At 68.5% G+C, this 14168-nt stretch carries 14 protein-coding genes; 4 read left to right on the forward strand and 10 right to left on the reverse strand.

Annotated features, from left to right (window positions below):
* Nucleotides 1-77: 77 nt before the first annotated feature.
* Both ACTIFS_RS20915 and ACTIFS_RS20920 read right to left on the reverse strand, forming a co-directional pair.
* On the reverse strand, nt 78-344 hold the full coding sequence (locus ACTIFS_RS20915) for a hypothetical protein (protein ID WP_439576060.1): 267 nt from the start codon (nt 342-344) through the stop codon (nt 78-80).
* Nucleotides 341-1615 (reverse strand): S8 family peptidase, encoded by a 1275-nt coding sequence (locus tag ACTIFS_RS20920; protein WP_439576061.1) that lies wholly within the window; start codon nt 1613-1615, stop codon nt 341-343. Before ACTIFS_RS20920 ends, ACTIFS_RS20915 begins: the two co-directional genes overlap by 4 nt.
* A gap of 265 nt (nt 1616-1880) precedes the next feature.
* Between ACTIFS_RS20920 and ACTIFS_RS20925 the strand changes: the two genes are divergently transcribed.
* Nucleotides 1881-2714 (forward strand): universal stress protein, encoded by an 834-nt coding sequence (locus ACTIFS_RS20925; protein ID WP_439576062.1) that lies wholly within the window; start codon nt 1881-1883, stop codon nt 2712-2714.
* A 9-nt stretch (nt 2715-2723) separates the two neighbouring features.
* Here the strand turns inward: ACTIFS_RS20925 and ACTIFS_RS20930 are convergent, their stop codons facing one another.
* The 3 genes from ACTIFS_RS20930 to ACTIFS_RS20940 all read right to left on the reverse strand — a co-directional run bounded on the left by ACTIFS_RS20930 (nt 2724) and on the right by ACTIFS_RS20940 (nt 5907).
* The gene (locus ACTIFS_RS20930; protein WP_439576063.1) at nt 2724-3929 is read right to left on the reverse strand and encodes a dipeptidase; all 1206 of its coding nucleotides are present in this window, start codon (nt 3927-3929) and stop codon (nt 2724-2726) included.
* Nucleotides 3930-4093: 164 nt separating this feature from the next.
* Nucleotides 4094-5266: a ribonuclease D gene (gene rnd / locus ACTIFS_RS20935; RefSeq protein WP_439576064.1), complete on the reverse strand. Its 1173-nt coding sequence runs from the start codon at nt 5264-5266 to the stop codon at nt 4094-4096.
* A gap of 59 nt (nt 5267-5325) precedes the next feature.
* A complete protein-coding gene (locus ACTIFS_RS20940; RefSeq protein WP_439576065.1) occupies nt 5326-5907 on the reverse strand; it encodes a glutathione peroxidase in 582 nt (193 codons plus the stop codon).
* A 186-nt stretch (nt 5908-6093) separates the two neighbouring features.
* Here ACTIFS_RS20940 and ACTIFS_RS20945 point away from each other — a divergent pair, with 186 nt between their 5' ends.
* Nucleotides 6094-6534 carry a hypothetical protein gene (locus ACTIFS_RS20945; RefSeq protein WP_439576066.1) on the forward strand — a complete coding sequence of 147 codons (441 nt, stop codon included), beginning with the start codon at nt 6094-6096 and terminating at the stop codon, nt 6532-6534.
* Between the two features lie 103 nt (nt 6535-6637).
* On the opposite strand, the gene accC is transcribed toward ACTIFS_RS20945, so the two are convergent.
* From accC to ACTIFS_RS20965, 4 genes are all read right to left on the reverse strand, one after another.
* Complete coding sequence (gene accC, locus ACTIFS_RS20950) at nt 6638-7993, reverse strand: acetyl-CoA carboxylase biotin carboxylase subunit (RefSeq protein ID WP_439576067.1); 1356 nt, start codon at nt 7991-7993, stop codon at nt 6638-6640.
* Nucleotides 7994-8003: 10 nt separating this feature from the next.
* The gene (gene accB / locus ACTIFS_RS20955) at nt 8004-8489 is read right to left on the reverse strand and encodes an acetyl-CoA carboxylase biotin carboxyl carrier protein (RefSeq protein ID WP_439576068.1); all 486 of its coding nucleotides are present in this window, start codon (nt 8487-8489) and stop codon (nt 8004-8006) included.
* Between the two features lie 36 nt (nt 8490-8525).
* Entirely contained in the window at nt 8526-8981 is a 456-nt protein-coding gene (aroQ, locus tag ACTIFS_RS20960) for a type II 3-dehydroquinate dehydratase (RefSeq protein ID WP_439576069.1), read from the reverse strand.
* A gap of 150 nt (nt 8982-9131) precedes the next feature.
* Nucleotides 9132-10241 carry an NADH:flavin oxidoreductase/NADH oxidase gene (locus ACTIFS_RS20965; protein ID WP_439576070.1) on the reverse strand — a complete coding sequence of 370 codons (1110 nt, stop codon included), beginning with the start codon at nt 10239-10241 and terminating at the stop codon, nt 9132-9134.
* 308 nt (nt 10242-10549) lie between these two features.
* Here ACTIFS_RS20965 and ACTIFS_RS20970 point away from each other — a divergent pair, with 308 nt between their 5' ends.
* On the forward strand, nt 10550-11761 hold the full coding sequence (locus ACTIFS_RS20970) for an MFS transporter (RefSeq protein ID WP_439576071.1): 1212 nt from the start codon (nt 10550-10552) through the stop codon (nt 11759-11761).
* A gap of 350 nt (nt 11762-12111) precedes the next feature.
* Here the strand turns inward: ACTIFS_RS20970 and ACTIFS_RS20975 are convergent, their stop codons facing one another.
* Nucleotides 12112-13509, reverse strand: coding sequence for an amidase (locus ACTIFS_RS20975; RefSeq protein WP_439576072.1), 1398 nt, complete (start codon nt 13507-13509; stop codon nt 12112-12114).
* Between the two features lie 165 nt (nt 13510-13674).
* Between ACTIFS_RS20975 and ACTIFS_RS20980 the strand changes: the two genes are divergently transcribed.
* On the forward strand, nt 13675-14168 hold a 494-nt coding region (locus ACTIFS_RS20980), incomplete at its 3' end, for a biotin carboxylase N-terminal domain-containing protein (protein WP_439576073.1).

Below are 14168 nucleotides of genomic sequence, written 5' to 3' on the forward strand. Positions count from 1 at the left end.
CGAAATCGCGCGACTTCGCTGGCTCGGCTGCCACGGGCAGGGCAGAAAGGCGATGTTGGCGGAGAGACGGATGGGGATCAGCGGCTGAGCGCTGGCAGACGGAACGTCGTCTCGGCGCCGACATCCCAGCCGGGCAGGGCGCTGGACAGCGCCTCGCGCGCAGCATCCAGCTGGAACGCGCGATCGCCCTCGATCGCGATCAGGCCCGACCCGGGATTGAGTTCGACGATCTTGGCGCCGCCGATCGTCGAGACGGCCGAGCGCACCTGACGCTCCTCGGTCGCCCAGTTGCGTTCCAACTCCGCCGGCGAGAGCCACCGGGTGATGACGAGAGCTTGGGTCACTGCGGAACTCCGTAGCCTTCGAAATCGAAACTTCCCAGATCGTATGCGACCGACCGGGAAACAAGCGCCTGGTACAACGCTTCAGATCGGGATGCGTTCCGCGGCGCGGACAACAGCCGCCGGTCGCGAGACAAAGCGACGGCAGCATAGCCTGCCACCGCGGGCGCCGCCATAGACGTCCCGCTCATCGCCCCCCATTTTCCCGATGGCAGCGTGGACACGATCCAGACCCCCGGTCCGGCAAAATCGATCTGCGGGCCGATATTGGAGAAGCTGGCGAGAAACACGGCCTGGTCCTGCCGCGACCGGGGATCGGCGATGAAGCCCCGGTCGGGAGCCTGCGGCGGAATCAGCCCGTCATGGCCGAGCGCGGAGACCGCGATGCAGATGGAATGGCGGGCCGGGTAGCCGACGGGCCGGCGGTACTGGTTGCCGGCGGCAGCGATGCAGACGACGCCGGCGTTCCACGCCTCCTCGATCGCCTTGCGCACCCCGTCGTCGCTCGCCGAAGGGCCGGAAATGCTCATGTTGATGATGTCGCAGCCATCCGAGACCGCAGCGCGGATCGCGTTGATGATGCTGAAATTGCTGGCGCCGCGCTCGGTGTCCTGTTTCGGGAAGACCCGGTAGGAGCGCATGACGCATTCCGGCGCGACACCTGGCAGCCCGCTGTCACGGGAGCCGACAATGCCGGCCACATGGGTTCCGTGGCCCCCCTTTTCGTCGGTGCAGGGCCCGAAATCGGAGTGATCCTCGCCCGTGACCATTCCGCGACCGCCACGCACCGCGTTTTTCAGGGCCGGATGGTCCGAATCAACGCCGCTGTCAAGGATCCCGACGGTCACGCCTTTGCCGAGCGGGCCATCCCCGCTGCCGGTATGGACGGTTCTCAGCCAGTCGCGCTGCGCGGTCGCGGCCGCGATCCCCGCGGTGTCGAGCAGAGTCGGTCCTGTATGGGGCGTCAGTCGGTATTTGGTGAGGGGAACCAGATGGAAGCCGGCGGCTCGCAGCGCCCGCTCGCCCTCGGCGGCGGCACGCACCAGCTTGGGTCCGTCATCGGCGAACGAATCGACGAACTGCACCGAGAAGGCCTTGTCCTCCCCGCGCTCCCTGGCGTGGTCGACCCAGCGATGGTCAGACGGGGAAGCCTGATGGCCGTTGAGGCGCAGCAGATGGAGCAGGTCGAGGATCTGCAGCCGTCCGGCCTCTTCGATACTGGCTGCCGTGGCCTGTGACTCGCGGTCGAGCTGAACGCCCTGCATCGGCATCATCACATAGGTTCTGGTCTTGCGCCTGATGGCTCTGGACATTGTCCGATTCCCCCTCCGCCGCGAATGGTGCGGCGGGAAGGCAATACAACCATGGAGGGAAAATCTCAAGAGATCGCTAATTGCGAGTATGACGGGCAACGGCGGAAGCCGGCTGCGGCGCTGCCCGCACTGGACTTCCGGTTCGCATCGTCTGATCCTCATCAACGACGCCGGGAACGGACAGCCCCAGGCTGGGTTGGTCCGGGCATGAACAGGAGGTCCCCCGATGTCGATCAAGACCGTTCTTCTCGCACTCATCGCAGGCGACGGCGACAAGCCGCAGGGGGCCATCGACTATGCGGTCGCGCTGGCCTCCGATCACGGGGCGCGCCTCTCTGTCGTCGTCGGGGCCATCAAGGTGCCCGTCGTGGTCTATTCGGGCGTTGCCGAGGTGCAGGCCATCGTGACCGACGAGAACGACAGCCGTTCGCAGAATGCCGACGATCTCTGCAATTCGGTGAAGCGGGCGGCCGAACTCAACGGCGTCATGGCGACGATCGAGACCGTTACGGACGCCATCGACCCGCTCTTCGCCCGCATCGGCAAGCGCGCGCGGCTTCACGACATCTCCGTCTGCGGCCGGCCGCGGCCGAACGACGTCTGGGCGACGGAACTCGCCGAGACCCTGCTCCTCTCCTCCGGCCGACCGGCCATCCTCGCCCCCGACGGCTTTGACGCGGAGCGTGCCTCCGATTCGATCGTGATCGCCTGGGACGGGTCGGCGGTCGCGGCCCGGGCCATCGGCTCGGCCATGGACTTCATCGACCGGGTCGGCGCGGTGGAAATCGTCTCGGTCCTCGGCGACCGCCATGCCGACGACCTGGTGGCGGGGGCCGATCTTGCGCCCATGCTGGCCCATCACGGCGTGAAGGTTACGGTCACCAACCTTCCCTACAGCCGCAATGTCGGCAAGACGATCGTCGAGCATGCCCAGAACACGCGCGCCCGCATGATCGTCATGGGCGCCTATGCGCATTCGCGGCTGAAGCAGATGGTTCTCGGCGGCACGACCACCACGCTGCTGCAATATTCACCCGTTCCGGTGCTGATGGCGCACTAGGCGCTGCCATCATCCGAGCTTGCGCCGGGGGCGGCCGACGGTCTCGGCAGCAAGTCGCGCGACGCCCGGCGGCTCGTCGCCGAGCGCCCTGGCCTGCGCCTCGACCGCTCGCCAGACCCTCAGCGCATTGCCCGAGACGATCCGGCCGATGGCCGCATCCGACCAGCCGCGCCGGACCAGTTCGGCAATGAGGTGGGGGAAGCGCGAGGCATCGTTAAGGTCCGGCGGGTTGGGGCCGCCATAGAAGTCCGAGCCGATGCCGATATGGGCCATGCCCGTGCGGCCGACGATATATTCGATATGCGCGCACAGTTCCGGGATCGAGCCGCGCGGCCAGGGTCCCTCGGACCTCTGCCGCTCGGTGACGGCGGCATCGATGTCGAGGCCCGGTGCCGTCTTGCCGTGCCGCTGGAGCGGCGACATCCAGCGATGGCTGGCCCGCGAGATGAAGTTCGGCACGAAGGTCGCCATCACCACGCCGCCATTGGCCTTGACCCGGTCCAGCACGTCGTCGGTGACGTTGCGCGGATGGTCGCAGAGCGCATGGGCATTGGAATGGGACCACAGGACGGGCGCCCGGGTGACGTCGAGCACGTCGTGCTGCGCCTTGGGGGAGGCATGGGCGAGATCGACCATGATGCCCAGCCGGTTGCACTCGGCGACCACCGCCCGGCCGAAATCGGCGATCCCGTCATGGCGCGCTTCATCCGTCGCCGAATCGATCCAGGCCAGCGTCTCGTTGTGGCAGAGGGTGAGGATGCGCACGCCGGCCGCGTGCCAGACCCGCAGCGGGGACAGAGAGCCTCCGAGCCCGACCGCGCTCTCCACCGACAGGACCGAGGCGATCTTGCCCGCCTTCTTCGCCCGCGCGATGTCGGACGGCCGGCGCGCCGGCAGGAACACATCCGCGTGCAGGGTCTCGATGTCGAGGCCGATGGCAATCTGCTCCAGTGTGAACCGGCCGGGGTCGGGCACGGAGGTCGGCACGAAGGCGGCGAACACCTGCGCCCCGACCCGGCCCTCGCGCAGGCGCGGAATGTCGGTGTCGCCCTCCTGATGCACCCGGTCGAGGCCATAGGCCTTCACGTCGCCGTCGGCCGCCTTGCGGATCACGAAGGGCAGGTCGTTGTGGCCGTCGAACAGGGAAAAGCGCGCCAGCAGGTCGAGGGCCTTCGCGAGGGCGGGGTCGGTCTGTGTCCGGCTGGAAGCGCTCATGCTCGGGATCTCTGGCTTTGGTGTTGCGGGCGCGGGTGCTGCGGGCGCGGCGAAACGGCCTGACGGGACACCGCGACTATGGCCGAAGTCGTCGCCCGCGACCCCTGCGCCTGACGCAACGGTCGCCGCCGGGATCGCAGGACGGCGTCAGCAAGGCGCTTCCCTCACGCCTCCGCGATGACCACCGCCGGCACGCGCTCGACCGTTACGACGCGCCCGCGCTCCATGGCGAGCGCCAGCTTGCCGTGCTTGAGGGCCAGCGCCATCTCGCCGAACAACTCGCGGCGCCAGCCCTTGAGGGCGGCGACATCGGCCTCGTCGTCCTCGGCGATGCGGTCGAGGTCGTCGGAGGTGGCGATGACCTTGGCCGCCACATGGTGCTTCTCGGCCACCATCTTGAGCATGACCTTGAGCAGTTCGACGGTTGCCGACTGCGCCTGGTTCTGCGGCCGGTGCCGCTCGATGGCCGGCAGGGTCTTCGGGTCGCGCGCGAGGCCCTGGAGGACGGCCTCCACGACAGCCGCACCGTCGCGCGAGCGCTCCCAGCCCTTCGGCGTGGAGCGCATGGCGCCGAGCGCCTCGGCGGTCTTCGGGCCGGTCATGGCAATGTCGATCAGGTTGTCGTCCTTCAGGACGCGCGAGCGCGGCACGTCGCGGGCCTGCGCCTCGCGCTCGCGCCAGGCCGCGACATCCATGAGGACGGCGAGTTCGCGCGGCTTGCGCACGCGGTTGCGGAACCGCTCCCAGGCGCGCTCGGGCTCCTGCCGGTAGGTCTCGGGCGAGGTCAGCACGCCCATCTCCTCGGCCACCCACTCGCTGCGACCGCGCTTCTTGAGTTCGCCCGTCAGCTTCACATAGACGTCACGCAGGTGGGTGACGTCGGCGATCGCATAGACGATCTGCGCCTCGCTGAGCGGCCGCTTCGACCAGTCGGTGAAGCGGCTGGTCTTGTCGAGCTGCGTGCCGTTGGTGCGCTGGACCAGCTGGTCGTAGGAAATCGAATCCCCGTAGCCGAGCACCATGGCCGCCACCTGGCTGTCGAACAGCGGGGAGGGGATGCATTTGGCCAGGTGCCAGACGATCTCGACGTCCTGCCGGGCGGCGTGGAACACCTTCACCACGTCCGGATTGACCATCAGGTCGAAGAAGGGTTGGAGGTCCATGCCCGGCGCCAGCGCATCCACCGCCACCGCCTCGTCGGGCGAGGCCAGCTGGATGACGCAAAGCTTCGGCCAGAACGTCGTCTCCCGCAGGAACTCGGTATCGACCGTGACGAAGGGGTGCTTGGCCAGACGTGCGCAGATGGCCGCCAGCTCGTTGGGGGACGTGATCAGCATCGACCCCTGCATACAGGAGATTCCAACCGTTTGCGAAGGGGCTACGTGGCGACGAAAGTCTAGCTGACGCCGAGCTGGGCCTCGATCATCGCGAGGATGCGCGGGTCGGTCGGACGCACCCGCGCCGGGAAGGCGCCAATGACCTGCCCGGACCGGCCGATGACATATTTGTGGAAGTTCCAGGTCGGGATGTCGGCCGGCCGCTGCCCCGCCACCCAGCGGTAGAAGGGATGGGCCTGAGGCCCGCGCACGCGCTGCTTGGCGGTCATCGGGAAGGTGACGCCATAGACGCCCGAACAGAATTCGGCGATCTCCCGGGCCGAGCCGCGCTCCTGGTTGAAATCGTCGGAGGGCACGCCGATGACGGTGAGGCCGCGGTCGCGGAAGCGCGTCCAGACCTGCTGGAGATCGGTATATTGCGGCGTGAAGCCACAGGACGAGGCCGTGTTGACCACCAGCAGCACGCGGCCGGCATGGTCGGCGAGCCGCAGCATGCCGCCCTCAAGCCCCTCGAAGGAATAGGCATAGGCGGTGGATGAGGACAAAGCGACGCTGGCGGATTGTGCGAGCGCGGTCCCGCTCGCCGCCAGGCCGGCAGCGGTTGCAAGGAGGGCGCGGCGGCTGAGATGGACGTGAGGCATGAGCATCTCCCGGGTTGTTCTCATTCTACCCTGCCGGGCGCCGTCCGGATGCGTCACACGCAGATGTGAGCCTGCTCCGCCGGTCTCGCTGCAAGGAGCCCCAATGGCAAGCAATTCTGCGCTGGTCGGCCATGGCGTACGGATCGGTCTCGACAGCCAGACGGTCAAATCAAGCGGGGACACGATATGGAAGCCACGAACACGCAGGACACGGCATTTGCCCGCTGGCTGCCGCTGGTGTGTTTCACCACGACGGTCGGATCGACGCTGTCCGTGCTGATCCTTCAGGCGATGGTGCGCGGCGACGGCGCGGACCTGCCGATCTTCGCGGTATTCCGCTGGATGGCAGGCTGGCTTGGCTTCACGGCTCTGCTCGCCGCCGGGGTGGTGGGCGGCATCTATCGGATGGGCCTGCTCGATCCATGGCGCTTTCACAGTTCCAGCGTTCAGGACGTCACACTGATCCTGATGGGAGCACTCATCGCGGGCCTGGTCGTCATCCTTCTTGCGAATGGCGGTGGGCTGCTGTGGGGCGGAGCGTCCATGACCATGGCGGCGGTTGGCCTGGTCCCGCTTCTGGCGGTCCGGTTGCGCGCTGGCCCGGCCGGCCGGAGCGGCCCCGGTTGAGCCGTCCGCCGCCCGGCAAGAAATCCTGCGGCGGCATTCGGACTTGAGTTGCGGGAGGACGCGGCGATCGCGCCCGTGCGCAGCGAGCGCTTCGGTCAGGACCTCAGGCGCCCTTGGCGGCTTCCCCCGCCAGAAACTTTTCCAGCCAGTGGATGTCGTATTCGCCCGCGCCGATGGCCGGGTTTCTGACCAGCGTGCGGAACAGCGGCAGGGTAGTGTCGATGCCGTCCACGACGAATTCGTCGAGCGCGCGCCTGAGCCGCGCCAGGCATTCGGTGCGCGTGCGGCCGTGGACGATCAGCTTGCCGACCAGCGAATCGTAATTGGGCGGGATCACGTAGCCCTGGTAGGCGTGGCTATCGACGCGCACGCCGATGCCGCCGGGCGGATGGAACAGGTTCAGCTTGCCCGGCGAGGGTCGGAACGTCGCCGGATGCTCGGCATTGACGCGGCACTCGATGGCATGACCGTCGATGACGATGTCCGACTGCTGCAGCGACAGCTTCTGCCCCGCGGCGATGCGGATCTGCTCGTTGACGAGGTCGACGCCGGTGATCATCTCGGTCACCGGATGCTCCACCTGGATGCGGGTGTTCATCTCGATGAAGAAGAACTTGCCGTCCTCGTAGAGGAACTCGATGGTGCCGGCGCCGACATAGCCCATGTCGGCCATGGCCTTGGAACAGACCCCGCCGATCTCGGCGCGCTGCTCGGGCGTGATCACCGGGGAGGGGCCTTCCTCCCAGACCTTCTGGTGGCGGCGCTGCAGCGAGCAGTCGCGCTCGCCCAGATGGATCGCATTGCCCTGGCCGTCGCCGAGGATCTGGATCTCGATGTGGCGCGGCCTGCCGAGATATTTCTCGATATAGACGGCATCGTCGCCGAAGGCGGCCTTGGCCTCGGTCTTCGCCGTCTGCAGCGCGACCTCCAGTTCGTCCGCCGAGCGGGCGACCTTCATGCCGCGCCCGCCGCCGCCGGCCGCCGCCTTGATGATGACCGGAAAGCCGATGTCCTTCGCGACCCGGCGGGCCTCGTCGTCGTCGGAAATGCCGCCCTCGGAGCCGGGAACGGTCGGGATGCCGAGGCGCCGGGCCGTGCGCTTGGCCTCGATCTTGTCGCCCATGATCCGGATATGCTCGGCCTTCGGGCCGATGAAGGTGATGCCGTGGCTCTCCAGGATCTCCGCGAAGCGGGCATTCTCCGACAGGAAGCCGTAGCCGGGATGGACCGCCTCGGCGCCGGTGATCTCGCAGGCCGCCAGCAGCTGCGGCACGTTGAGATAGCTCTCGCGCGCCGAGGGCGGGCCGATGCACACGCTCTCGTCGGCGAGCTTCACATGCATGGAATCGGAATCGGCGGTGGAATGCACCGCCACCGTCGCGATCCCGAGCTCCTTGCAGGCGCGCAGGACCCTGAGCGCGATCTCACCCCGGTTTGCGATCAGCACCTTCTGGAACATGGCGCTGCGCTCACTCGATGATCATGAGGGGCTCGCCATATTCCACCGGCCGCCCGTCCTCGAACAGGACGCGGGTGACGGTGCCGGCGCGCGGGGCAACGATGTCGTTGAAGGTCTTCATTGCCTCGATCAGGCAGAGCCGGTCGCCTTCCTTGACCACCGTGCCGACCTCGACAAGCGGCTTGGCGTCCGGCGAGGGCCGGCGATAGGCGGTGCCGACCATGGGCGAGGGCACGACGCCGGGATGCTTGCGCGGGTCGTCGCCGTCGGCCGCCGCCGCCGCGACCGGGGCAGCCACGGCCACGGGCGCCGCGGCCGCAACCGGCAGCGCCGGTATGGCGGGCGCCGCCACCGTCGCATGAACCGTCACCTGGCGGGCGACGCGGATCTTCAGCGACTCGATCTCGATCTCGATCTCGGTCAGGTCCGTGTCGGCCAGCACCTGGGCCAGCTCCCGGATCATCGCCGTGTCGATGGTGGATTTGCCTTTGAGCATGATGCCCTCGTCTGGGTCCCGGAGCCCGGTTGCGCTTCAGGCCTTGGCCGGAAGCGTCGCCAGGGCGGCGATGGCGAGCGCATAGCCGAGGGGGCCGAACCCCACGATGATGCCGCGCGCCACGGGTGACAGGAAGGAATGGTGCCGCACCGGCTCGCGGGCGTGCACGTTGGAGATATGCACCTCGATCAGCGGCACGCCGGTGGCCTTCACGGCATCGGCGAGCGCGAGCGAGGTATGGGTATAGGCCCCGGCATTGAAGACCAGACCCTTCACCGTGCCGGCTGCAACTCCGCGGCCGGCCTCGTGGATCCAGTCGACCAGCACGCCCTCGTGGTTGGACTGGCGGAAGTCCACGCCGAGCCCGTGCTTGCCCGCCTCGACCCGGCACAGCGCCTCCACGTCGGCGAGCGTCGTCGATCCGTAGATCGCCGGTTCGCGCGTGCCGAGGAGGTTGAGGTTGGGTCCGTTGAGGACGAGGACGGTGCTCATGCGCCGGGTTCGGGTCCGTTCCGCGATCGGGTCCGGCCGGCGGCCCGTCGAGCCGCATGCCGGAATCGCTGCTGCCCGGCGGGAGGTCCCGTCGGGCGCGCCCTTATAGGCGTGATGCGCCGGGATGCAAAGGGAGCGCTGTGGAAGGCCTCAGCGTGGCCGCGCCAGTGCCGCGCCCGGCCAGAACTTCTTCGCCACGCGCGCATATTGCGGCGGCAAGGTCAGCTCTGCGCCCAGTTCCTCGGCCGCGTGCCAGCCCCAGCGCGGATTGTCGAGGAACCCGCGGGCCAGCGCCACCATGTCGGCGGCCCCGCTCGCGACGATCTCCTCCGCCTGCTTCGCCGTGCCGATCATGCCGACGGCGCGGGTGGCGATGCCCGACCCCGCCTTCACCGCCTGGGCGAAGGGCACCTGGTAGCCGGGCTTCACGGCGATCCTGACCTTCGGATGGATGCCGCCCGAGGAGACACAGACGAAATCGAGGCCGAGGCCCTTCAGCTCCGAGGCGAGCGCCACCGCGTCCTCCACCTGCAGCCCGTCGTCGGACCAGTCCTGCCCGGTGATCCGGGCACCGACCGACACGGCGGCCGGAACCGCCGCGCGCACGGCCGACGCGATCGACAGCGGCCAGGCGAAGCGGTTGTCGCGGCTGCCGCCGAAGCCATCAGAGCGCGTGTTAGAGATCGGGCTCATCACGTTGTGAAGCAGGTATCCATGCGCCATGTGCAGCTCGATGGCATCGAAGCCGATGCGCACGGCCCGCTCGGCCGCCGCCACGAAGGCTGCGCCGATCCGCACCTTGTCCTGCGCGTTCAGCTCGCGCGGCGTGTGCCAGTTGTCGTCGAAGGGGATTGCGGAGGCCGCCACCGTGGTCCACGGGTCGGCATTGTCCTTCAGCGCGGCACCGCCCTCCCACGGGCGCTCGGACGATCCCTTCCGGCCGGCATGGCCGATCTGGATGCCGAACTTCGTGCCGGGCAGGGCGACGGCGCGGGCCGCGTCCAGCACCCGCTTCATCGCCCGCTCGTTGGCGTCCGAATAGAGGCCGACGCAGCCATGGGTGATGCGGCCGAGCCGTTCGACGGCGGTCGCCTCGACCACGACCAGGCCGGCGCCCGACATGGCCATGGTCATGAGGTGCTGCAGGTGCCAGTCGTTCACGCAGCCATCGTCGGCCGAGTACTGGCACATGGGCGCGACCACGATGCGGTTCGGCAGCCTGACGGGGCCGATGTCGAAGGGCGTGAAAAGCTGGCTCATGTCACCTGTCTCATGTCTCGAACAAGGGGCCGTATGCCAAGCCGGGCCCGCCGCTGCAACCATCTGGGGCCGCTGGCAGCCCTGCCAAGGCGCCGGCCCTTCCGTCTGTCGCAGGCCCCGCCTGCGTCAGGCGCAGGACAATCCGTCGCAGGGCCCGGTGGCGGCCTGTGCCATTTCGGGCTAATCGGATCGTCCTTTCTCCCGCATCCGCCTTTCGGGGATGGTTTGCCTCCGGCGGACCGATCCGGGCGGATGTTTCGACCGACCCGGCCGCCAGCCTGCGACGGGGCGGCAACCGCGACAGGATCATGACCGCGACCACGACCAATGCTGCTCGCGAGGGCGACCGCCTCGCCAAGCGCAACGCCTTCATCCTGGCGCTGGCCTCGGCGCTCGCCGGCGCCAACACGACCGTCATGTTTGCCACCGGCGCCATTGTCGGCGCGCAACTGGCCCCCGTTCGCTCGCTCGCCACCCTGCCGATCTCGATCTTCGTCGTCGGCCTTGCCGCCGCCTCGCTTCCCGTGGGCATGCTGGTGCGCCGCTACGGCCGCCGCACCGCCTACCAGATCGCGACCGGTGCGGGCGTGCTCACCGGCCTGTTCGGCTATCTGGGCGTCATCTACGCCAACTTCTGGATCTTCTGCATCGCCACCTTCTGCGCCGGTTTCTATGCCTCCGCCGCGCAGAGCTACCGCTTCGCCGCGGCCGATACCGCCTCCGATGCCTTCCGGCCCAAGGCGATCTCCTGGGTCCTGACCGGCGGGGTTCTGGCCGGTGTGGTCGGCCCGCAGCTCGTCATCTGGACCAAGGAATCGCTGCCGCCGGTCATGTTCGCCGGCACCTATATCGGGCAGGCGGTGGTGGCCATGCTCGCCGGCCTCGTTCTGTCCTTCGTCAATATCCCGAAGCCCAAGGATCCCCCGGCCGGCACGGTCCGCCGCCCGGTCTCGGCCTATCTGGCCGACCGCGCCTTCGTGACCGCGGTGGTCTGCGGCGCGGCGACCTACATGCTGATGAACTTCGTCATGACGGCCGCCCCGCTCGCCATGCTCGCCTGCGACCATTCCATCGATGCCGCCGCCTACGGCATCCAGTGGCACGTCATCGCGATGTTCGCCCCGAGCTTCTTCACCGGCAATTTCATCATCCGCTGGGGCGCGCCGAAAGTGGTCGCGGCTGGCCTTGTCATCACCGCTCTCTCGGCGGTCGTGGCGCTGACCGGCCTGACGGTCGCCCACTTCTACGTGGCGCTGATCCTGCTCGGCATCGGCTGGAACTTCGGCTTCATCGGCGCCAGTGCGATGGTGGCCGCCGCGGCCCGGCCCGAGGAGCGGACGCGGATGCAGTCGGTCAACGACTTCTGCGTCTTCGGCGTCATGGCCATCGGCTCGTTCTCCTCCGGCCAGATCGTGACGAGCTACGGCTGGGACATGGTCAACTGGGTGGTGTTCCCGATCGTCGCCGTGGCGGCCGTGGCGCTGTTCATGGGCACCCGCCGCCGGCCGGAATTCGCCTGAGGCGGGGGGTCTTCGACCCGCCGGGCGCAGTTTTCGAACATAGCGGAAAACTATCAAACCATCGTCACGCTGTCAAGGACTGATGTCCTATTTTGTCTGGCGCCGATGGAGCCGGTCGGGTTGCCCTGCATCCGCCACGTGCGTCCTCCGAGGCTCGGGACGAAGCCCTCGCACCTCAGCATGAGGAGGGGTGTGGGTTGCATCGGTGTCCAGCCGAGCGCAGCGGCGCCGCCTGGCCCGCCCATCATGCCATCCACCACCCACCTCATCCTGGGGTGCGAGCCCGAACCGGGCGAGCCTCGAAGGACGCAAGACCGGCGTGCAGCGCGCCGATGCCTCTCGTCGGCTCCTCAGGCCACCACGGGCCAGGGCCGCTGCGCCGGCCGCAGCTTCTCGATCAGCCGGCACATGCGCATCACGGCGCGGTCCTCGAAGCGCTTGCCCGTCACCTGTACGCCGATCGGGAAGCCGTCGGCGTCGTAGCTCCAGTTGACGCTGGCCGCTGGCTGCTCGCTCATGTTCTGCGCCACGGTGAAGGGGATGTGCTCCAGCGCCCGGCGCGGGTCGTCGGTCGGCGAATGCCATTCGGCCGGATATTTCACCGGGCAGGTGCAGGGCGAGAGGATGAAGTCGAAGGGCTCGCTCGCGGCGATCGCCGCCTCCCGCATGGCCTGCACGGCCAGGTAGCCGCTCATCACGTCGGCGCCCGAGAAGCCCTTGGCCCGCCATGTCGCCCACTCGACGATATAGGGCAGGATTTTTGTCTTCTCGGCCGCCTTCAGCCGGACGATGTCGCCGCACGAGCGCGCCTCGAAGAAGCGGCAGATGCCATCCAGCATCTCGTCCGTCAGGAAGCCCTTCACCGGCACCACGGTCGCGCCTTCCGCCGCGAGCGCCTTGCCCGCCGCCTGCACGGCCCTGACGATGGCGGGGTCGGCCGGCAGGCCTGCCTGCATGGCCGTGATCACGCCGATCCTGAGCCCCTTCGCCTTCAGTCCGCCGAGGCCCTTCGCATAGCCGGCGCCGTCATAGGGCAGGGAGCGGAAGTCGCGGCCATCGGGGCGGGTGATGACATCCATCATCAGCGCCGCATCCTTCACCGTCCGCGTCATCGGGCCTGCGACCCGGCCGAGGAACGGCGGGTGGATCGGCACGCGGCCGAGCGAGGGCTTCAGCCCGAACAGCCCGCAATGGGCGGCCGGCAGGCGGACCGAGCCGCCAATGTCGGTTCCCACATGCAGCGGGCCATAGCCGGCAGCACCCGCCGCGCCGGCCCCGGACGAGGACCCGGCCGGGTTCATGGCAAGGTCCCAGGGGTTGCGGGTCACGCCGTGCAGCGAGGACAGGCCCGCCGATAGCATGCCGTAGTCCGGCATGACCGTCTTGCCGAGGATGACCGCTCCGGCCTCCCGCAGTCGCGCCGGCAGCGGCGTGTCGGCCGCCTTCGGCGTCATGTCGGAAATCGGCACGCCGACCGGGGAGGGGTCGCCCCTGGTGCCGATATTCTCCTTGATGGTCACCGGCACGCCGTCGATGGCCGACAGCGGCTCGCCCTTCGTCCAGCGCTTTTCCGCCGCCTTCGCCGCCTTCAGCGCCGCTTCGCCGGAGACGATGTACATGGCGTTGAGCTTCGGTTCGCAGGCGGCGATGCGGGCGAGCACGGCCCGCGTCACTTCCACCGGCGAGAGCGCCTTCTTGGCATAGGCTTTCGACAGATCGGCGGCAGAGAGGTCGGCAGGCGAGGTCATGACGGCTCCGGAGGGTTTTGCCGCACCTTTCACGCTCGCCTGCCTCACGGCAAGCGAAAGCCGGGGCGGGGCCGGCATGTGGGCCCCTTGCTCCAATGCCCGGCTGGAATCGGCGTGCGAAGCAGCTAAAGTCACGGCCCCGTCCGATCCCGAAGGTTGTGCCGCATGCTCTCCTCCGTCCTCAGCGCCAATCGTGGCGAGATCGCCTGCCGCGTCATGCGCACGGCGAAGCGGCTGGGTCTGAGGACCATCGCGGTCTATTCGGAAGCGGATGCAGGCGCGCTGCATGTCCGCTTGGCCGATGAGGCCTATCCGATCGGACCGGCGCCTGCCCGCGACAGCTATCTGGTGATCGACAGGATCATCGCCGCTGCCCGGCAGGCCAAGGCCGAGGCGATCCATCCCGGCTACGGCTTCCTGTCCGAGCGGGCCGAGTTCGCCGAGGCCTGCGCGGCGGCCGGCATCGTCTTCGTCGGCCCGCCCGCTTCCGCCATCCGCGCCATGGGCCTGAAGGACGGCGCGAAAGCCCTGATGCAGAAGGCCGGCGTGCCGGTGGTGCCCGGCTATCACGGCGCCATGCAGGAGCCGAAGTTCCTCAAGGAGAAGGCTTACGAGATCGGCTATCCGGTGCTCATCAAGGCGGTCGCCGGCGGCGGCGG

It is taken from the genome of Phreatobacter sp., from assembly GCF_051860605.1.
Classification (GTDB): domain Bacteria; phylum Pseudomonadota; class Alphaproteobacteria; order Rhizobiales; family Phreatobacteraceae; genus Phreatobacter.